Consider the following 19096-nt stretch of genomic DNA (forward strand, 5'->3'; position numbering starts at 1 on the left):
CCCTCAACTTATTGCGCAGGGTCTCGATGTTGCCAGCGAATGGCATCAATGGCTTGCAATAGCTCATCCGATAAACGGATATTCAGTGCGTCTACGCATTCATCCAGTTGGGCCATGGAGGTCACGCCGATAATCGTGCTGGCGACTTGCCACTTTTGGTAACAAAACGCCAGCCCAAGTTGCGTGGGGGTGAGGCCGTTGTCGCGTGCCAGTTGATTGTATAAGCGAGCGGTATTGAGTGCTTCGGGACGACCCCAGCGTTGCGCACGCATGGTTGGGAATTTCGTCATTCGCCCTTCGGCGGGGGCACCGTCGCCTGTTAGGCCAGAAGCGTCATACTTGCCCGTTAATAGCCCAAAAGCCAGTGGTGAGTAAGCGAGCAGAGACACACCAAGGCGGTGCATGGTTTCGTCCAAGCCATTTTCGTAGCTGCGATTAATCAATGAGTATGGATTTTGCACCGTTGAAATCTGCGGTAAATTGTATTGTGCCGCCAGTCGCATGAATTCGTGCACGCCGTAGGGGGTTTCGTTTGATAGACCGACCGCTTTAATTTTACCCGCTTGCACCAATTGAGCGAGTGCTTCAAGTTGGGCATGAAGGCTGGTTTGCTGGGCATCTGCTTCGTTGGGTTGGTAATAGATGCCGCCAAAGGCAGGTGCGCTGCGATTGGGCCAGTGAATTTGGTACAAATCAATGACATCGGTTTGTAAGCGCTTCAAACTGCCATGACAAGCGGCGATGATGTCTGCTGCAGTCAAATCGCCGTTACCATTGCGAATCCAAGGCATGCCGCGTGAAGGGCCAGCCACTTTTGTGGCGACAATCCATTGTTCGCGCGCGCCTTTATTGGCTGCGAAATAATTGCCAATGATGGTTTCAGTGGCGTTAAATGTTGCGGCTTTGGGCGGCACGGCGTACATTTCAGCGGTGTCAAGAAAATTAATGCCACGCGCCGATGCGTGCTGCAATATGCGATGCGCATCACTTTCGTTGACTTGCTCGCCAAAAGTCATGGTGCCAAGGCAAATGGGTGTGACGTGAAGGTCGCTGTGGCCTAATTGAATGGTGTGCATGTTGAACTCCCAATGTGGGTTTGAAGTATTGTGTATAAAGTGGTGCGTAAAATTTTCTATAAAGCGGAGAAACGAAAACGATTTTTTTATGCAAAAGTCACTTGCCCTAAAATCCGCTCACCGCGTGCGCCTGTCACGGCAGGTAAGTTGCCGCTCAAATGGTGCATCGTACGAAACGCCAGCCACGCAAATGCTGCGCCTTCAAGGTGCATCGGGTCGATGCCCAGCGTTCCGCTGTTGGTGACAGGGCAATGACTGAGCATTTGTAATTGCAGCATTAAGGCGCGATTGAGCGCGCCGCCGCCCGCGACGATGATGTCATGACAATGAGGGCTGTTGCTTTTAATCGCATCACTGATGCTGTGCGCGGTCAGCGCAAGGAGTGTCGCCTGTACATCCACGGCGGAGATGTTGGCATGGCCAGCGAGTTTACCGTTTAGCCAGTCCATGTGAAAATAGTCGCGTCCTGTGCTTTTGGGTGCAGGCAAATGGAAGTACGAATCTGCAAGCATGTCCGCCAAAAGCCGCTCGTTCACCGTGCCTTGCGCCGCCCAACCGCCGTTGGCATCGTAAGGTAAGGCGTGGTGTGCCGCAATCCATAAATCCATTAAAACATTGCCTGGCCCTGTGTCAAAGCCGAAAGTGGTTTGCCCCATATTCAATACGCTGATGTTCGCAAATCCACCAATATTGACCACCACTCGATTTGTATTCGTCTCGCGCCATAAGGCATCATGAAACGCAGGCACGAGCGGCGCACCATGTCCACCCGCCGCGATGTCGCGTGCTCTAAAATCAGACACCACGGTCAAGCCCGTTTGTTCGGCAATGCGCGCGGGTTGATTAAGTTGCACGGTATAGGCGTGTTCAGGGCGATGGCGAATCGTCTGCCCATGCACGCCAACTGCGGCCACCTGCTCAGGCTTGAGCGACAAATCGTTCATCAAAGAAACAATTGCACTGCTGTATACATCCGCCAGTTGATTGGACAGCAATTGCGCCGTATGAATTTCATTGTCTTGCGCACTCTGCAACGCCAAACATGCCGCGCGTAAATGGGCATCAAATGGCATTGAATGCGCACCGATGACTTCAAAATGAGAGCCGTTGACTGTAAGGGCGACGGCATCTGCACCGTCGAGGCTGGTGCCTGACATGACGCCGAGGTAGATGTTTGAGGGAGTGTTCATGCTGAGATTATAAGGTTCTTTTGGTAAGAGCGATTGTGCGGAATAAATAGTGTGTTATCGGTTTGCTTTTATGTCACATGTTATGTTGATAAGTCAAAGATACAGAAAAACACCTGTTGAGTGAAAGTCATTTTAGTGCCAATGTACAATATTTTTTCATTTGCAGGACGCATTGATTATTGACGGGAGGAAAAAATGATTTTGGAAGTCGCGCCATTGTATATTCGAGCGGGTCAAGCCGCTGCCTTTGAAGAGGCTTTTCGGCAAGCCCAAGCCATTATTTCAAGTATGACGGGCTATCTGTCTCACGAATTGCATCGTTGTGTCGAGCGTCGTGATGAATACATTCTTTTGGTACGCTGGCAGACGTTGGAGCATCATGAAGTCGGATTTCGTCAATCGCCAGAGTATCAAGAATGGCGACGTCTTTTGCATCATTTTTATGAACCATTCCCAGTGGTGAGTCATTACGAGCGGTGCTCGTAATGAACTCAATCCGTTCATATGATATTGAACACATCCTTTTGACCTTCCGCCAAACGCCATTCATACACCCCATGCGGCGCAGGCGCGTTGACGAGTTTGGTTTTTTGTAAAACATCATCTCTAAAATAGTACACGCTCACTTCGACGCCAATGTTGATTTTAGCTAGGGTGTCATCAGGTGATTGATTCAAACGGAGTGTGTCGAATGCGATTAAAACATCATCGGGCGCAAGGCCAGCCTGTTGTGCTGCGCTACCGTTTAAAACCCGTTGAATCTGCCAGCCGCCATCGACTTTTTTTGTGCTTGCGCCGAGTTGAGCGATGCTGCTTTTCGGTTCAGAGATGAGCATGCCGTGTTGGGTGAGCAGTTCAGGTAAGGGCAGTGCGTTGGTGCTGTGCAGCGCGTTTTGGAAAAAAGCATGTACTTCGGTGTCGTTGGCAGTGCTGAAACGAGCGACCGATTGGATGATGTCGGCTTCGGTCACACCTTGGGCTGCGCCTTGCGGGTACAATTGATAAAAATCGCGCCCAAATCGCATCCACAAATCGCGCATGACATCATCAAGTGAGTGCTTGCTTTCGCTGTGGTTTCGGATAAATAAATCCATTGCGAGCGCGATAAGTGCGCCTTTGCTGTAGTAACTGACGACGGCGTTGGGGGTGTTGGCTGAGGTTTGGTAGTATTTTGTCCACGCATAATAGCCGCTGTCGTGCACGGTTTGTCGGTTTGCACCGTCGTGACGAACCACGCTGTTGTAGCCGTTTTCTAATTTTTTTAAATATTGCGCCGCATCCAAAATGCCAACGCGGTACATGATTAAATCGTCATAGTAGCTGGTGACCCCTTCAAAAAACCAGAGCAATGAGGTGTCGGTGATGCGCGTTAAATCGTATTGAACAAAATTGGCGGGCTTGATGCGTTTTACATTCCATGAGTGAAAATACTCGTGACTGCATAAGCCAAGAAAGTTAATGTACGAGTCATTGCGAGGCTTCTCGGCGTGTGCCACAACAGGCAAATCACCTCGCTCACACAGCAAAGCCGTGCTGCTGCGATGCTCAAGGCCGCCGTAACCAGAGCTGCGCACATCCACCATGAATACATAACGTTTAAATGGCGCTTGCGTTGGGTTTTGCGGTTCGAATAAAGCCAATTGTGCGGCGCAGATGCTGTGTAAATCGGTGACGAGTCTATTTTTGTCTAAATACGGCAAGGTGCCTGCCAACGCAACTTCGTGCAACACGCCGTGGCTGGAAAATTCCAACCAAGTTAAATCGCCAAAGCGTACGGGGTGGTCGGTCAACTCATCATAGTTGTGAGCCTTGTGTTCACCAAAATCACGCGCCCAAGTGCCGTCAGCGCGTGGCAGCGTCGTGGCCACTTGCCAGTTTGGATAATCGACAGGCGCATTCAGGTGTAAATGATGCGGCTGCATCGCCAGTTCGTGTGCGGTGAGGCATAGTGATGTGGCATTGAAAAATCCGCCATTGCCATCCAAAAATGCGGTGCGCACCGAAGTGTCATGGGCAAATACTTCATAACGGATGTTTAAATGACCCACAAAATCAGGCGTTGACCACGAGTGTTGACTGGTCGGGCGCAAGTCAATCGCACCCTTATCATCGTGCGCGCTGATACTGACGATGTGTTGAGCAAAGTCACGAATCATGTAGCTGCCCGCAATCCAGTTGGGTAAATACAGTGAAAGCGCAGTGCCCCTTGTGTTGCGAATCTGTAAGTCAATTTGAAAAAGATGGCGATGCGGGATGGGCGTGAGGGTGTAGTGCAGGCTAGGCATAAATAAATTCAGTTAGAATGAACACTTTAGCACCTTGTTCATCATTTAAAAAAAGGAGTGTCATGGAACATTTAGCCACGATTGTACTGGAAACGTTTGGTGCGGTGGCACGCATCACTTTAAATCGTCCGCAGCAACTCAACGCACTCAACGACGTACTGATGGATGAGTTGGGCGCGACCTTGAAGTCATTGGATGCTGATGACCGCATAGCGGCGATTGTCATTACAGGTTCAGAAAAAGCCTTCGCCGCAGGTGCAGACATTAAGGTCATGGCGAGTTTGGACTTTGAAACCGCGTATACGCACAATTTCATTACGCGCAATTGGGACACAATCCGCACCATTCGCAAACCGATTATTGCCGCAGTCGCAGGGTTTGCTTTGGGCGGCGGCTGTGAACTGGCTTTGGCGTGCGATACCATTGTGGCTGCAGACAACGCGCAGTTTGGTCAACCCGAAATTAAACTGGGCATCATCCCAGGTGCGGGTGGGACGCAGCGTCTGACACGAGCGATTGGTAAAGCCAAAGCGATGGACATGATTCTCACGGGACGCATGATGAATGCAGTCGAAGCCGAGCAAGCGGGTTTAGTCGCTCGCGTTGTACCGCTGGCGGAATTGAACGATACCGCCATGAATATGGCTCAAACCATTGCGGGCTATGGTCGGGTGTCGGTCATGATGGCGAAAGAAGCGGTCAATGTGGCGCAAGAGCAGTCGTTGTCTGATGGCTTGTTGTTTGAACGTCGAGGGTTTCACAGTTTATTTGCGACCAAAGACCAAAAAGAAGGCATGGCGGCATTTATTGAAAAACGTGCCCCATCATTTGGACAAAACAATTAAGTCAAATCAATTAAGTTAAATAAGTTAAATCGATTTGCTCAAACATCAAAAGGCTCGTTGAGCCAAACGTGACTTTCGAGCCTTTTGTCGCAAAACAGCAAAAAGCAACTTAAACACTTGACCTTAAAGCGTTTAAGCGGTATTGTCGAGTTTTGCGATTTTTGACTTGAATACTATCCGTGTGCAGGTGCTTAAAAATCGATTCTTGTTTGTGAATGGGCGACACAATTGCTGCATTCACATCCAATCAATCTCAAAAATCCTTGTTCAGTGAGGTGACGTGAAGGTTTGTTATTGGGGTGTTTTGAAACGTCTTCGGACAGACAAAGCAACAACGTAACAAAAACCGCGTACATCTTGGGGCAGGGCTGGAATTTGACCTTGAAAGGATCAATATGTCAAATGAATTGACAGGCTCAGAAATACTCGTCAAGAGTTTAGAAGCCGAAGGCGTTAAACACATTTTCGGTTATCCCGGTGGTTCCGTACTGTATATTTACGACGCCATCTATCAACAAAATTCCATTGAACATATTCTCGTGCGTCATGAACAAGCAGCTGTTCATGCGGCGGATGCGTACTCGCGCACCAGTAACGAAGTCGGCGTGGCGTTGGTCACCAGTGGCCCTGGTTTGACCAATGCGATTACGGGCATTGCCACCGCGTATTATGATTCAATCCCCTTGGTTATCATCTCAGGTCAAGTCCCAACGGGCATGATTGGCCAAGACGCATTCCAAGAATCGGATGCTGTCGGCATCACTCGCCCTTGTGTCAAACATAACTTCCTCGTTAAGGACGTGCGTCAACTGGCGAGTACCATCAAAAAAGCATTTCATATTGCCAAAACAGGTCGCCCTGGCCCCGTTTTGATTGACATCCCGAAAGATGTGTCGAATATGAAGTGCAAATTTGAGTACCCCGAAACGGTGGAAATGCGCTCGTACAACCCTGTGGTTAAAGGCCACTCGGGTCAAATCCGCAAAGCTTTGCAATATTTATTAAATGCTGAACGCCCAATGATTTATACGGGTGGCGGCGTGATTTTATCCAATGCTGCGCCTGAGCTGAATGAGTTTGTCAATACGCTTGGCTATCCTTGTGTCAACACCTTGATGGGGTTGGGCGGTTGTCGTGCGGATAACCCACACTATCTTGGCATGCCAGGCATGCACGGTAAATACGAAGCCAACATGGCGATGCAAAACTCCGATGTGATTATTGCCATTGGTGCGCGTTTTGATGACCGTGTGATTGGCAATCCAAAGCATTTTTCTTCGGTGCACCGTAAAGTTATTCATGTGGACATTGACCCATCTTCTATTTCAAAACGTGTGCGCGCCGATGTGCCTATCGTTGGCGATGTTAAAGAAGTATTGAAAGACATGCTGGCGCAACTGGCGGAGATTAAAGAGCGTCCTGATGCGACCAAATTAGCCAAATGGTGGAAGCAAATCAATGAGTGGAAAGCCGTTGATTGTTTGGCCTATGACCGCGACAGCCAATTGGTTAAGCCACAATACGTGATTGAAACATTACACCGCTTGACCAAGGGCGATGCGTTTATCACCTCCGACGTTGGTCAGCATCAAATGTGGGCGGCGCAGTTTTACTCATTCAATGAACCACGTAAATGGGTCAACTCAGGTGGCTTGGGTACGATGGGTGTGGGCATTCCTTTTGCGATGGGTGTTAAAAAACTGCATCCTGAGTCGGAAGTTTGTTGCATCACGGGAGAAGGCTCGGTGCAAATGTGCATTCAAGAGTTGTCCACCTGTAAACAATACGACTTGCCTATTAAAGTTTTGAGTTTGAACAATCGTTACCTTGGTATGGTGCGTCAATGGCAAGAGCTTGATTACGAAAAACGTTACTCTCATTCTTACATGGACGCTTTGCCCGATTTCGTGAAATTGGCGGAAGCATTTGGTCACGTTGGCATGCGCATCGAGAAAAAATCAGATGTTGAAGGTGCATTGATAGAAGCTTTGGCTTTAAAAGACCGACTCGTATTCATGGACTTCCAAACTGACCAAACTGAAAACGTGTGGCCAATGGTGCAAGCGGGTAAAGGCTTGTCCGAAATGTTGTTGCGCCCCAATCACCAAACGCTTGAACAAGCCTTGAAAGTAGGAGAGTAATATGCGTCGCATTATTTCAGTATTACTTGAAAATGAATCGGGTGCGCTGTCTCGCGTGGTGGGTTTGTTCTCTGCGCGTGGCTACAACATTGAAACCTTATCGGTTGCGCCAACAGAAGACACCTCGTTGTCTCGCATGACCATCGTCACATCAGGCTCTGATGACGTGCTTGAACAAATCACCAAACAACTGAATCGTTTGATTGAAGTGGTGAAAGTCAATGACTTAACCGAAGGGGCGCATATTGAACGTGAGCTCATGATGGTTAAGGTTCGCGCTGTGGGTAAAGACCGCGAAGAAGTGAAGCGCATGGCGGATATTTTCCGTGGCAATGTGATTGATGCGACGGACAAGTCCTACACCATCGAGCTCACAGGTGACGTTGCGAAGCTCAATGCGTTTTTACAGTCAATTGACCGTGCTTTAATTTTAGAAACAGTGCGCACAGGTGTTTCGGGCATAGGGCGGGGCGAGCGGATGATGCGGCTTTAAACAACCGCTTCAAAGATGGTTTAGATGGTTTAAAAAGTAGGTATTGTTAAGTTGTTGTTAATGAATGTCCAAAGTGCTGTGGTACACCTTGTCAAGGTGGGCAAAGGATAGCGCGAGTTGTGAACCATGTATAATGGCACGTTTTGAAAATAACACTGAATAATTAGTTTTGATAAAACCCATTAGGGAAAAGGAAAAAAGATGAAAGTTTTTTACGATAAAGATTGTGATTTGTCATTGGTTAAAGGTAAAGCCGTTACCATCATCGGTTATGGCTCACAAGGCCACGCACATGCGTTGAACTTGTCAGAATCTGGCGTGAATGTCACGGTTGGCTTGCGTAAAGGTGGCGCATCATGGTCAAAAGCTGAAGCTGCTGGCTTGAAAGTGAAAGAAGTTGCAGAAGCGGTTAAAGGCGCAGACGTTGTGATGATGCTTTTGCCCGACGAGCAAATTGCCCAAGTGTACAACGACGAAGTGGCTGCCAATATCAAAGAAGGTGCAGCATTGGCTTTCGCTCACGGCTTTAACATCATTTACAACCAAGTCGTGCCTCGTGCTGACCTTGACGTCATCATGGTTGCACCCAAAGCCCCTGGTCATACCGTGCGCGGCACATACAGCCAAGGCGGTGGTGTTCCTCATCTGATTGCGATTTATCAAGACAAAACAGGTGCAGCGCGTGACATTTCATTGTCATACGCTTGCGCCAACGGTGGCGGTCGTGCGGGCATTATCGAAACGACGTTCCGCGAAGAAACAGAAACCGACTTGTTCGGCGAACAAGCGGTATTGTGCGGTGGCGCGGTTGAGTTGGTCAAAATGGGCTTTGAGACTTTGGTCGAAGCGGGTTATGCACCAGAAATGGCTTACTTCGAATGCTTGCATGAGTTGAAATTGATTGTTGACTTGATTTATGAAGGCGGCATCGGCAACATGAACTATTCAATTTCAAACAATGCTGAGTACGGCGAGTACGTGACTGGTCCACGTGTGATTAACGAGCAATCACGTCAAGCCATGCGCGAGTGTTTGAAAAACATTCAAACAGGTGAATACGCGAAGAGCTTTATCCTTGAGTACAAATCAGGTGCGCCAACAATGGTGTCGCGCCGTCATTTGACCGCACAACACCCGATTGAACAAGTCGGTGGAAAATTGCGCGACATGATGCCTTGGATTAAGAAAAACAAATTGGTTGACCAAGCGAAAAACTAATCATCCATTGTTTAAATTCATGGCGTAGGTTACGTTACGTGAAAGCGGGTATGTTATAACATACCCGCTTTTTTAATTTAAAGGCTATGGATAGTGTGGTCAACCAGTTGGGCTGGGCAAGACTTATTTACGAGCTTTTGATGTGTTTATTTTGGTTCAAGCATAGAATGCTTAACTTTCATTTCAATCGGTTGTATTTTTTTGGAAACTATATTTATGAAAACATTCAAATTTACTAAGCGTCTGTTTCAAGGACTTATGATGGTCGGCGCAGTGCAAGCGCCACTGGCTTTTGCCCAGAATGTCAACGTCAATCAAAATGGCACTTTAGTTGAAATGTGTGCGATGGCGCAGCAGGAAGTCGAGCAAGATAGAGCCAATGTACAGGTGTCGTATAAATTTGAGAACCGTGATAAACGAATTGCCGCTGATGAGGTGAACAAAACCATGACGGCTGTGATTCAGCGCATTAAAACGAGTTTTCCTGAAGTTAAAATTGACAATCAAAACTACAACACATACCAGCAGCACACGTCTAAGGGGCAAGCAAAAGAGTGGACCGTTGAACAGACTTTCACGCTAGAGAGCAAAAATCCAAAAGAAGTGCCCAGCTTGGTCAGTATGCTTCAGGAGGCGGGCATCACCATCAATGGCATGAATTCATTTGTTGCGCCTGAGACGGCGCAGCGCATGCAAGAAAAACTCTATAACGAGGCATTCAAAGATGTTCAATTGCGCTTAAGTGCCATTTCTTCAGGCATGGGGCGTTCGAATGCGTGGCAAATTGTCCACATTGACACCACAGGCCAACGTGGTTGTGGGGCGGGTCGACCTATGCCTATGATGGCTGTGTATCGCAAAGCGATGATGGATGAAAGTCCTCTTGCTGTCGCAGCCCCTTCATTTGAGGCGGGCAAGGAGGCGGTGCAGTTAAGTCTTTGGGTTGCGGCGAAAATGAAGTAAAATACCAGCTTGGCGGTGTGTGTGTCTTTTGTGATAGGTACTGAAAGATGCACACCGTTTCGCTGTTTTTTTATAATTTTTTGTGAGCATACATTATGTCAGGTAGTTCCAACTATCCCCATCCAATACTCGCCCGCGAAGGCTGGCCGTTTATTGGTATAGCCGTATTTTTAGCGTTATTGATTCACTCTTTAGGCGGCTTTGGCTGGGCTTTGCCTTTTTATATTATTGCTATTTTTGTCATTCAATTTTTCCGTGACCCCGCGCGTGACATTCCACAACAAGTCGGTGCAGTACTTTCGCCTGCCGACGGTCGTGTGATTGTCGTCGAAAAGACCCGTGATATCTATGCCGACCGTGACGCATTAAAAATTTCTGTGTTTATGAATGTTTTTAATGTTCATTCGAACCGCATGCCTGTTGATGGTGAGGTGGTTGATGCGCGATACTTTCCAGGGCAGTTTTTTAATGCGGATTTGGCTAAGGCCTCTGAACAAAATGAACGCAATGCATTGGTCATTAAAACCACGTATGGACAAACTGTCACCAGCGTCCAAGTGGCGGGGCTGATTGCACGTCGAATCTTGTGTTATGTGGGCATCGGTCATCAAGCCAAGCGTGGCGAACGTTATGGTTTTATCCGTTTTGGCTCACGTGTGGACGTGTATTTACCTTTGGATGCCATTCCGCGAGTGAGCATCGGTGATGTGGTATCGGCTTCGTCAACCATTTTGGCTCAACTGGCTCAGAATGAATCGGTTGTTGTACCAGCGACTTCTGTACAGAATACGCTGTGAAATAAAAAAGGAGGCGTTATGGAAGCAAATGACAAGTCGACTCATTTACGCATCGTGACGGATGAAGATGCTCTCGATTCTGACGCTGTTGTGAGAGGGCATCGCCATAAGAGCATCTATTTATTGCCGAATGCGTTTACTACGGCGGCCTTGTTCTGTGCTTTTTTTGCCATCATTAGTGCGATGCGCGGTGAGTTTAGTAGCGCGGCCATTGCGATTTTTTGCTCGATGGTACTCGATGGTATGGATGGTCGGGTTGCTCGTTTGACCAATACACAAAGTGTATTTGGTGAGCAATATGATAGCTTGGCGGATATGGTGTCGTTTGGCGTAGCGCCTGCTTTAATCATGTATCAATGGCAGTTAAAAGATTTGGGTACGGGACGTTTGGGTTTGATTGTTGCTTTTGTTTATTGCGTGTGTGGTGCATTGCGTTTGGCGCGTTTCAATGCAAATATCAGCGTGGTTGATAAGCGATATTTTCAGGGGTTGCCCAGTCCGTCGGCCGCCGCTTTGATTGCGGGTTTTGTTTGGTTGGTGTCCGAAGAGCGCTTGTTTATAAAAGAGGGCTTCTTGCCCTACGCGGCGCTTATTATCACGTTGTTTGCGGGTCTGTCGATGATTACGACTTTGCCTTATTACAGTGGTAAAGCCATGGATATTCGTCACTCAGTCACCTTTCCGAAACTTTTGGTGTTCGTTGCTATTATGCTTGCGGTCATTTCTAACCCGCCATTGATGTTGTTTGCTTTGTTTGTTGCATACGCCATCTCGGGCTATCTTCTTGGTTTAGTGCATAAAATGCACGCAAGAAAAATTCATAATTTTTGATTTTAGTAAAAAAACTGGACGCGTTAGCGTCCAATTTTTTGACTGTGGTATTATCCTGTGGTCGTCTGCCTATCAAGATGAGTGGCGATAGGGCATTGGTTTATAGTGTGATTTAAATATTTATCATAAATGAGGAGTGTATTATGGGTATGTTTAGTTTCTTAAAAGATGCAGGTCAAAAATTATTTGGTGGCAAGCATGAAGAGCAAATGGCGCAAGATCCAAATGCAGCCAATCAAGCCGCTTCACAAGCGATTCTCGATTACATCACGTCAATGGGTCTGTCAGCCAATAATTTATCAGTTGCCTTTGATGGTTCAACTGCTATTGCCACGGTATCTGGCGATGCGGCCTCTCAAGAAGATAAAGAAAAAATTTTGTTGTGTGCTGGTAATGTTCAAGGTGTTGCTTCGGTGAATGACAACATGACCTGCCCAGCAGCGGAAGAGCCACAGTTTTATATGGTACAGTCAGGCGATACCTTGTCTAAAATTTCTAAAGAAGTGTATGGCGATGCTAATAAATACAATGTGATTTTTGAAGCGAACAGACCGATGTTGGGTCATCCAGATAAAATTTATCCAGGTCAAAATTTGCGCATTCCTAAATTGGCTTGATTGTACGAGGATGTGTAACTCAATCCGTTGTGCAGTTGTTTGTTGTCAATTGTTCTAAAAACCCCTTTTGAGGGGTTTTTGCTTGTGTAGAGAATGGCTTGGAGCATCGATGATTTTTTGAGCAGGGGGCTTGTTGCCATTCTCTTTTTATATTGTTTTATCAAAGTAATTCAAACGTTGTTAAACAAGCAAAACATCAATCCTTATGCGATAATTCAATCGTTTTTAACGACAATCAAGTCACTAACCTAGGAGGTTGTATGCAAGGTACTTTGTTATCTCACTCACTCGCCGTTGAATTCCCAGAATTAGCGGAAATCATCAAAACATTAAAACAAGACAATGCACATTTTGCTAAGTTATTGGATGAGCATGATGCATTGGACAAACAAATTACCCAAGACGAAGAGGGCGTAAAAGCCATCAATGATGACTCTTTACATACGCTAAAACAACAGCGCGCCAAACTCAAAGACGAACTCTACAAAATGGCAATTGCTGCTAAGTAAGCTCTCAAAATGACCGACGTAAAAATTTATATGCAGGATTTGGGGCGTAGGGCGCGGCTGGCTTCGCGCGCCATGGCGCGTGCCAACACCGCCACCAAAAATGCTGCTTTGCTCAAAATGGCGGATTTAATTGATGCTCAAACTGAGCATTTGAAATTAGAAAATGCTAAAGATGTGGCGAATGCCAGCGCCAAAGGCATGGATTCTGCTTTCATTGACCGCCTCACTTTGTCAGATAAAGCCATAGCCTCTATGGTGGCAGGTCTGCGACAAGTCGCAGAGTTGCCTGACCCAATTGGTCAAATGATGAATTTTAAACCCTTGCCATCGGGCATTAACGTCGGTCAAATGCGTGTTCCGCTGGGTGTCATTGGCATCATTTATGAATCACGCCCCAATGTCACTATTGACGCAGCAGCCTTGTGTATCAAATCGGGTAATGCCACTATTTTAAGAGGTGGTTCTGAAGCGTTGCATTCTAATCAAGCACTCGCAAGTATCGTGCAATCGGGCTTGCTTTCAGCAGGCTTGCCTGCTGACGCGGTTCAGGTTGTAAATACGACAGACCGTGCTGCAGTGGGTGAACTTATCACGATGACAGAATACGTTGATGTCATTGTGCCTCGTGGGGGGAAATCGCTCATTGAACGCTTGATGAACGATGCTCGCGTGCCGATGATTAAACATTTAGACGGTATTTGTCACTCATATATTGATGTCGATGCCGATGTGTCTAAAGCAATTAAAGTGTGTGATAACGCCAAAACACAGCGTTATGCGCCATGCAATACCATGGAAACCTTGCTGGTTCATGCTCAAGTTGCAGCCGAGGTTTTGCCCACTTTGTGCAAAATTTATCAAGAAAAAGCTGTAGAGTTGCGCGTTGACTCAGCCACTCGTGCCACTCTCGAAAGCGTGGGTTTCAAAGATTTAGCTACAGCCACAGAAGCCGATTGGTGTACGGAATATTTGGCTCCAATTTTATCAATTAAAACAGTGCAAACCGTTGATGAAGCCATTGAACACATCAATCATTACGGTTCTGCACATACAGACGCCATCATCACGGAAAACTACAGTACCGCACAAAAATTCTTACGCGAAGTCGATTCATCATCGGTCATGGTCAATGCTTCCACACGTTTCGCTGATGGTTTTGAATACGGTTTGGGCGCAGAAATTGGTATTTCCAACGACAAACTGCATGCCCGCGGCCCGGTGGGCTTGGATGGTTTAACCAGTTTGAAATACATTGTGCTTGGCGATGGGCATATTCGCACATAGCCTTTAAAAAAACCTACTAAAAAAACTCTAAACAGCTCTCATGAATTTACAAAACAGCATCATCGAAAATGTTCGCGCGGCCCTCTTAGAAGATGTCGGCTATGGCGACTTAACCGCTCAATTGGTGCCTGCCGATGCCCGCGCAGAAGCCAAGGTCATTAGTCGTGAAGCGGCGGTGTTATGCGGTCAGGCATGGTTCAGCGAAACATTTAAGCAGGTCGCGCCGAGTGCGGTCGTGCAGTGGCACGCTGCCGAAGGCGATGTCATGACGGTTAATCAGCACATTGTCACCGTTACGGGCAATGCGCGTGAATTGTTAAGCGCCGAGCGCACCGCATTGAATTTCTTGCAATTACTTTCTGGTACCGCGACTACTGTTAAACAGTTTGCCCTTGCGTTGCAGGGTACACACACTAAAATTGTGGATTCACGCAAAACCATCCCAGGCCTGCGCCTCGCTCAAAAATACGCTGTCACGGTGGGGGGCGGATACAACCATCGGTTTGCGTTATACGATGGTATTTTAATTAAAGAAAATCACATTGCGACCGCAGGAGGTATCACCGCTGCTCTCAAACAAGCACAAGCCGTAAAGGATGCTGCAACACAAAATCCTTTTGCACGTGATGCTTTTGTGATGGTCGAGGTTGAAACGTTGGCGCAACTGCACGAGGCACTCACCGCAGGGGCAACTCTGATTTTGCTAGATAATATGAGCCATGACATGATTCGTGAAGCGGTGGCAATGAACATGAGCTTTAATGATGGCAAGGCGGACTTGGAGGTGTCGGGCAATGTGACTTTGGATAATGTCCGTGCCTATGCGGAGCTGGGTGTTGACCGTATTTCCAGCGGTTCTTTGACTAAGCACATTCGAGCGGTTGATTATTCGATGCGAATGAATCGATTGTAAGTTGAACTATTAAATAAACTATTTTCTTTTAAAAAAACAGCGTGCTTTTTAGTCACGCTGTTTTTTTGGGCTATTTAATTATTTAGATTCATTAGGGTTCGGTAACAATTGAGCAATATAGCGTGCCAGCAAATCAATTTCTAAGTTCACGCGGTCACCCGCTTTTAAATATTGAAATACGGTATGTCTGATGGTGTGTGGAATCAAGTTGATGCTGACAAAGACCTCATCGCCATCGACCCATGTGCGGTTGGCGGTTAAACTGGTGCCATGAATTGTGACTGAGCCTTTATCGGCAACGAAGCGTCGCCATGTTACAGGGGCTGCGATAATCAACTCATACGACTCGCCGACAGGCTCAAGTGAAACAATACGCGCCACATCATCGACATGACCGCTGACCAAATGCCCGCCTAAACGATCCGATAAACGCATGGCTTTTTCTAAGTTGACATAACCCACGGTATCTAAACTGCTTGTTTTGGATAAGCTCTCGTGCGACACATCAACCGCAAAGGTGTTTTTTTTAACATCCAATGCAACAACCGTCATACACGCGCCATTCAAAGCAATTGAATCACCCAAAGCCACATCACTCAAATCTAAATCTACCGCATTGATGTCTAAACGTACACCCGATTGGGGACTGTTTGATAATGGAGCCACCCGCATAATTTGACCCACCGCCGCAATAATTCCTGTAAACATGAATACTCCAATAATGTGTTGTCTTCGCCGCATTTTAACACGCCCATGCAATTACGCATGTCGGCTTTAATTCATCACTATGCGCTGTTTCAACAATTGTATTAACAGCTATACGCCAACACCATTATTGCTAAAATTTATCTTTTGTTGCTCTTTGGTTTGTTCGTAGCAGTGGTAAAATCCCAATGAATAAATCAGACAATCCCTCCATGCATTTGAAAAAGGTTTAAAACCAGATGAGCAATCCATCCACTTCTACTTCTAAGCACCTCTTAAGCACATCGGTCGGTGCTGGCGTTGCGATTTTACTTGTTGCTTTATTATTCCGAGGCTGCGGCACTTGGGGGCAGACCACAGTCTTGCCTAAAGTGGCCAGTCCAGCGGCTACTGAAGTCGCACAACCTGCTGAAAAGCCTGTGGCAACCAAGCCCATGCTGTTGACGGGCGTGAACAAAAATGGAAAATTTGAGTTGTCGGGGGTGGTTCCGACCGATGAGTTCAAGACCAATATTGAAATGGAATTGAAAAAAACCTTTGGCGAAGGTAATTATCTTAATAACTTGACTGTGAGTGCTGATGTGAAGCCCGCTTCGTGGCTAAGTAAAACAGCGGGCATGTTTGATGTGTTTAAGCTGCCTGGTTCAGAAATGGACATTAATGCTGACAAAATGGTTTTGTCGGGGACTGCGGGCAGTTTAAAAGAAAAAGTGCAAGGCTTCTTTGGTGACAGCATGAAAGTTGTTGCGCTTGATGTTGCGATGACAGCGAAAGAGGCAACGTCCAATGCACTTAATGCACTCAATGCGCTCGGTGATGATGCAACAGGCCTTCAAGTTTTAGATGCACTGGGCGTGCAAATCATTAATTTTCCCAGCGGCTCTACCATGATTCCAGCCGACAATAAAGACGTCTTGAAAAAAGCGGCGGCATTATTGAAATCCAAGCAAAATTTTAAATTTGAGGTTGGTGGGCATGCAGATAACCAAGGCAAGGCCGCCAGCAATTTATCGTTGTCAAACAAACGTGCCGCGGCTGTGCGTTCTTTCCTGATTGCCAAGGGCGTGCCTGCTGACATGATGACGGCAAAAGGCTACGGCGACACACAGCCCATTGCCGATAACAACACAGAATCGGGGCGTTTGAAAAATAGACGCATCGCTTATAAACCCTTGTAACTCAAAAAGCCCCTCGTTGAAAGACAAGGGGCTTTTGATTGCATGATGTTGTGCGTCAGAGGTTCAATAAAAATCAATTAAAAAAACAGTAGTTTTTTTAATTCATCTGTTTGATTTTAAATACTTTTTTATTGTCGTCGTCGACGCTGACATTAGGCGTTGTGAGGAGTTTTTCACCATAAAATACCGAGTTCGCGCCCGCCATAAAGCACAACTGTTGGGCGGCCCAGTCCAACTCATGTCGCCCAGCGGCGAGGCGTAAAGTGGTCTTTGGCATTATCAGACGTGACACGGCAATGGTGCGTATCCATTCCTCATCATCAATGCGCTCAACATCTGCCAAGGGTGTGCCTTCAATGGGGACCAGCCGATTAATGGGTACAGATTCTGGATGAGGCGACATATTGGCTAAAACTTGCAACATACTGATGCGGTCTATACGGGATTCCCCCATGCCTAAAATACCGCCCGTGCACAATTTCAACCCTGCTTGGCGTGCGAGGTTCAAGGTGTCGATGCGGTCGCTAAATTGGCGCGTGCCGACCACCTTGTCGTAATATTCGGGTGATGTGTCAATATTGTGATTATAAAAGTCTAAACCAGCGTCCACCAGTGTATCGGCTTGCTCTTTTTTAAGCATGCCTAACGTCATGCAGGTTTCCAAGCCTAAAGCATTAACCCCTTCAATCATTTCAATCAACGCAGGCATCGCCGAAGCAGGAGGGCTTCGCCAAGCCGCGCCCATACAAAACCGCTGTGCCCCAGTTTCTTTGGCTTCTTTCGCTGCGGCCAAAACATCGTCAACCTGCATGAGCTTTTCTCGTACTAAGCCTGTGTCGTAATGAGCCGATTGAGAACAATAGCCACAATCCTCAGGGCATGCGCCTGTTTTAATGTTCAGTAGTACGGCTTTTTCAATCACATGTTCACCATTAAATTGGCGGTGTACTGTTTGTGCTTGATGCAGCAAATCCATTAAGGGTAAGTCGTACAACGCTGCAATTTCAGCGTGAGACCAATCGTGTCGTGCCTGTTGGAAAGATTCATGCTGTTCCATGGTGCTCCTTAAAAAATGTAGACCACATCTTAACGCAATTGAGCAAAGGTTTAAATTGAGGTGGAGCTGATATAAAAACTGGTTTTAAATGAATATGAGTGAAAATAACGATGTTTTAAACGATTTTAAAATAATAAGAACAAAACACAGTCAAGACCATATAATTAAATTCTTCTATTTTTAAGGGTTACCTTATGTTTGCCCCCGATTTTTTTACGTTATTGTTATTGCTCATTACTGGATTCATCGCGGGAGTATGTAATGCCATTGCGGGCGGCGGTACTTTTTTTACATTGCCCATTTTTTTAGCCGCGGGTTTGCCCCCTGTGCTGGCGAACGCATCGAACGCCGTTGCGGTCTGGCCAGGGCATATTTTGGCGAGTGTCGGTTATCGCGACATTTTGCTCAAAAATCGCCAAACGTTATTCAAAGCCAGTTTGATTGGTTTGGTTGGCGCACTGATTGGGGCGTATGTTTTGCTGACGATGGGTAACGCGCGTTTTCGCGTGCTTATTCCATTTTTGATTTTATTGGCCACATTGTTATTTGCTTTTGGCGCACGTATTCGTTCTTATTTTAATAGCCGTGTATCCGCATCGTCTCGTCACTTTAGTTTGGACAACCCGAATGTATGGGGCGTTTTAATACAACTTGTTTTGGCGATTTATGGCGGTTTCTTTAGTGCGGGATTGGGCGTGATGTTGATGGCGATGTTGATGTTGTTTGGTGTGCACGACATTCAGCTCAATAACGCTTATAAAAATGCGATTGCCAGTGTGATTTCAACCGTCGCGGTGATGGTGTTCATCAGTCAAGGATTAGTGGTTTGGTCGTTCACTTTACCTGCTTTTGTCGCTGGTGTGGTCGGTGGCATTGTGGGGGCGCGCGTGGCGCGTTTTTTACCTGCTCAACTCTTGAAAAACATTGTTGTGGGCACAGGCATAATTCTCTGCATCTACTATGTTGTTAAGTTGTTTTGAAAATAAGAAGTGGG

The 19096-nt window shown here is 46.8% G+C and carries 19 protein-coding genes; 14 read left to right on the plus strand and 5 right to left on the minus strand.

Annotation, left to right across the window (positions count from 1 at the left end; all coding sequences use genetic code 11):
- Positions 1-8 precede the first annotated feature (8 nt).
- Both DFR44_RS03045 and DFR44_RS03050 read right to left on the minus strand, forming a co-directional pair.
- Positions 9-1076: an aldo/keto reductase gene (locus DFR44_RS03045; RefSeq protein WP_133619239.1), complete on the minus strand. Its 1068-nt coding sequence runs from the start codon at positions 1074-1076 to the stop codon at positions 9-11.
- A gap of 86 nt (positions 1077-1162) precedes the next feature.
- On the minus strand, positions 1163-2266 hold the full coding sequence (locus DFR44_RS03050) for an anhydro-N-acetylmuramic acid kinase (protein ID WP_133619240.1): 1104 nt from the start codon (positions 2264-2266) through the stop codon (positions 1163-1165).
- A gap of 195 nt (positions 2267-2461) precedes the next feature.
- Between DFR44_RS03050 and DFR44_RS03055 the strand changes: the two genes are divergently transcribed.
- Positions 2462-2752: an antibiotic biosynthesis monooxygenase family protein gene (locus tag DFR44_RS03055; RefSeq protein WP_133619241.1), complete on the plus strand. Its 291-nt coding sequence runs from the start codon at positions 2462-2464 to the stop codon at positions 2750-2752.
- A gap of 14 nt (positions 2753-2766) precedes the next feature.
- On the opposite strand, the gene DFR44_RS03060 is transcribed toward DFR44_RS03055, so the two are convergent.
- Complete coding sequence (locus DFR44_RS03060) at positions 2767-4551, minus strand: M61 family metallopeptidase (RefSeq protein WP_133619242.1); 1785 nt, start codon at positions 4549-4551, stop codon at positions 2767-2769.
- A 62-nt stretch (positions 4552-4613) separates the two neighbouring features.
- Here DFR44_RS03060 and DFR44_RS03065 point away from each other — a divergent pair, with 62 nt between their 5' ends.
- The 11 genes from DFR44_RS03065 (at position 4614) to nadC (ending at position 15162) form a co-directional block, all read left to right on the plus strand.
- The gene (locus tag DFR44_RS03065) at positions 4614-5396 is read left to right on the plus strand and encodes an enoyl-CoA hydratase (RefSeq protein WP_133619243.1); all 783 of its coding nucleotides are present in this window, start codon (positions 4614-4616) and stop codon (positions 5394-5396) included.
- A gap of 395 nt (positions 5397-5791) precedes the next feature.
- A complete protein-coding gene (locus DFR44_RS03070) occupies positions 5792-7537 on the plus strand; it encodes an acetolactate synthase 3 catalytic subunit (protein ID WP_133619244.1) in 1746 nt (581 codons plus the stop codon).
- Between the two features lies 1 nt (position 7538).
- Positions 7539-8030 carry an acetolactate synthase small subunit gene (gene ilvN / locus DFR44_RS03075; protein ID WP_133619245.1) on the plus strand — a complete coding sequence of 164 codons (492 nt, stop codon included), beginning with the start codon at positions 7539-7541 and terminating at the stop codon, positions 8028-8030.
- A gap of 201 nt (positions 8031-8231) precedes the next feature.
- Positions 8232-9248, plus strand: a complete 1017-nt coding sequence (ilvC, locus tag DFR44_RS03080; RefSeq protein ID WP_133619246.1) for a ketol-acid reductoisomerase — start codon at positions 8232-8234, stop codon at positions 9246-9248.
- Positions 9249-9464: 216 nt separating this feature from the next.
- Entirely contained in the window at positions 9465-10211 is a 747-nt protein-coding gene (locus DFR44_RS03085) for an SIMPL domain-containing protein (RefSeq protein WP_133619247.1), read from the plus strand.
- 95 nt (positions 10212-10306) lie between these two features.
- On the plus strand, positions 10307-11008 hold the full coding sequence (locus DFR44_RS03090; RefSeq protein WP_133619248.1) for a phosphatidylserine decarboxylase: 702 nt from the start codon (positions 10307-10309) through the stop codon (positions 11006-11008).
- Positions 11009-11026: 18 nt separating this feature from the next.
- Complete coding sequence (gene pssA / locus DFR44_RS03095) at positions 11027-11839, plus strand: CDP-diacylglycerol--serine O-phosphatidyltransferase (protein WP_133619249.1); 813 nt, start codon at positions 11027-11029, stop codon at positions 11837-11839.
- A gap of 143 nt (positions 11840-11982) precedes the next feature.
- Complete coding sequence (gene lysM, locus DFR44_RS03100; RefSeq protein ID WP_133619250.1) at positions 11983-12456, plus strand: peptidoglycan-binding protein LysM; 474 nt, start codon at positions 11983-11985, stop codon at positions 12454-12456.
- A gap of 260 nt (positions 12457-12716) precedes the next feature.
- On the plus strand, positions 12717-12965 hold the full coding sequence (locus DFR44_RS03105; RefSeq protein ID WP_133619251.1) for an HP1242/YdcH family protein: 249 nt from the start codon (positions 12717-12719) through the stop codon (positions 12963-12965).
- Positions 12966-12974: 9 nt separating this feature from the next.
- Positions 12975-14249 carry a glutamate-5-semialdehyde dehydrogenase gene (locus tag DFR44_RS03110; RefSeq protein WP_133619252.1) on the plus strand — a complete coding sequence of 425 codons (1275 nt, stop codon included), beginning with the start codon at positions 12975-12977 and terminating at the stop codon, positions 14247-14249.
- 40 nt (positions 14250-14289) lie between these two features.
- Positions 14290-15162, plus strand: coding sequence for a carboxylating nicotinate-nucleotide diphosphorylase (gene nadC, locus DFR44_RS03115; RefSeq protein WP_133619253.1), 873 nt, complete (start codon positions 14290-14292; stop codon positions 15160-15162).
- A 78-nt stretch (positions 15163-15240) separates the two neighbouring features.
- Here nadC and DFR44_RS03120 read toward each other — a convergent pair whose 3' ends face one another.
- Positions 15241-15870 (minus strand): riboflavin synthase, encoded by a 630-nt coding sequence (locus DFR44_RS03120; protein ID WP_133619254.1) that lies wholly within the window; start codon positions 15868-15870, stop codon positions 15241-15243.
- 236 nt (positions 15871-16106) lie between these two features.
- Between DFR44_RS03120 and DFR44_RS03125 the strand changes: the two genes are divergently transcribed.
- A complete protein-coding gene (locus tag DFR44_RS03125) occupies positions 16107-17045 on the plus strand; it encodes an OmpA family protein (protein ID WP_133619255.1) in 939 nt (312 codons plus the stop codon).
- A 97-nt stretch (positions 17046-17142) separates the two neighbouring features.
- Here DFR44_RS03125 and bioB read toward each other — a convergent pair whose 3' ends face one another.
- On the minus strand, positions 17143-18102 hold the full coding sequence (gene bioB, locus DFR44_RS03130; protein WP_133619256.1) for a biotin synthase BioB: 960 nt from the start codon (positions 18100-18102) through the stop codon (positions 17143-17145).
- Positions 18103-18296: 194 nt separating this feature from the next.
- Between bioB and DFR44_RS03135 the strand changes: the two genes are divergently transcribed.
- Positions 18297-19082, plus strand: coding sequence for a sulfite exporter TauE/SafE family protein (locus DFR44_RS03135; protein WP_133619257.1), 786 nt, complete (start codon positions 18297-18299; stop codon positions 19080-19082).
- The last annotated feature ends 14 nt before the right edge of the window (positions 19083-19096 follow it).

This window comes from Hydromonas duriensis, from assembly GCF_004363775.1.
Lineage (GTDB): Bacteria > Pseudomonadota > Gammaproteobacteria > Burkholderiales > Burkholderiaceae > Hydromonas > Hydromonas duriensis.

What these genes read in the sequence shown, in the direction of transcription:
- DFR44_RS03090 (WP_133619248.1), top strand. Translation starts at nt 10,307, where the DNA reads ATGTCAGGTAGTTCCAACTATCCCCATCCAATACTCGCCCGCGAAGGC.
- bioB (WP_133619256.1), bottom strand. Translation starts at nt 18,102, where the DNA reads ATGGAACAGCATGAATCTTTCCAACAGGCACGACACGATTGGTCTCAC.
- DFR44_RS03125 (WP_133619255.1), top strand. Translation starts at nt 16,107, where the DNA reads ATGAGCAATCCATCCACTTCTACTTCTAAGCACCTCTTAAGCACATCG.
- DFR44_RS03120 (WP_133619254.1), bottom strand. Translation starts at nt 15,870, where the DNA reads ATGTTTACAGGAATTATTGCGGCGGTGGGTCAAATTATGCGGGTGGCT.
- DFR44_RS03135 (WP_133619257.1), top strand. Translation starts at nt 18,297, where the DNA reads ATGTTTGCCCCCGATTTTTTTACGTTATTGTTATTGCTCATTACTGGA.
- DFR44_RS03055 (WP_133619241.1), top strand. Translation starts at nt 2,462, where the DNA reads ATGATTTTGGAAGTCGCGCCATTGTATATTCGAGCGGGTCAAGCCGCT.
- DFR44_RS03045 (WP_133619239.1), bottom strand. Translation starts at nt 1,076, where the DNA reads ATGCACACCATTCAATTAGGCCACAGCGACCTTCACGTCACACCCATT.
- DFR44_RS03065 (WP_133619243.1), top strand. Translation starts at nt 4,614, where the DNA reads ATGGAACATTTAGCCACGATTGTACTGGAAACGTTTGGTGCGGTGGCA.
- DFR44_RS03050 (WP_133619240.1), bottom strand. Translation starts at nt 2,266, where the DNA reads ATGAACACTCCCTCAAACATCTACCTCGGCGTCATGTCAGGCACCAGC.
- ilvN (WP_133619245.1), top strand. Translation starts at nt 7,539, where the DNA reads ATGCGTCGCATTATTTCAGTATTACTTGAAAATGAATCGGGTGCGCTG.
- pssA (WP_133619249.1), top strand. Translation starts at nt 11,027, where the DNA reads ATGGAAGCAAATGACAAGTCGACTCATTTACGCATCGTGACGGATGAA.
- lysM (WP_133619250.1), top strand. Translation starts at nt 11,983, where the DNA reads ATGGGTATGTTTAGTTTCTTAAAAGATGCAGGTCAAAAATTATTTGGT.
- DFR44_RS03070 (WP_133619244.1), top strand. Translation starts at nt 5,792, where the DNA reads ATGTCAAATGAATTGACAGGCTCAGAAATACTCGTCAAGAGTTTAGAA.
- ilvC (WP_133619246.1), top strand. Translation starts at nt 8,232, where the DNA reads ATGAAAGTTTTTTACGATAAAGATTGTGATTTGTCATTGGTTAAAGGT.
- DFR44_RS03105 (WP_133619251.1), top strand. Translation starts at nt 12,717, where the DNA reads ATGCAAGGTACTTTGTTATCTCACTCACTCGCCGTTGAATTCCCAGAA.
- DFR44_RS03060 (WP_133619242.1), bottom strand. Translation starts at nt 4,551, where the DNA reads ATGCCTAGCCTGCACTACACCCTCACGCCCATCCCGCATCGCCATCTT.
- DFR44_RS03085 (WP_133619247.1), top strand. Translation starts at nt 9,465, where the DNA reads ATGAAAACATTCAAATTTACTAAGCGTCTGTTTCAAGGACTTATGATG.
- nadC (WP_133619253.1), top strand. Translation starts at nt 14,290, where the DNA reads ATGAATTTACAAAACAGCATCATCGAAAATGTTCGCGCGGCCCTCTTA.
- DFR44_RS03110 (WP_133619252.1), top strand. Translation starts at nt 12,975, where the DNA reads ATGACCGACGTAAAAATTTATATGCAGGATTTGGGGCGTAGGGCGCGG.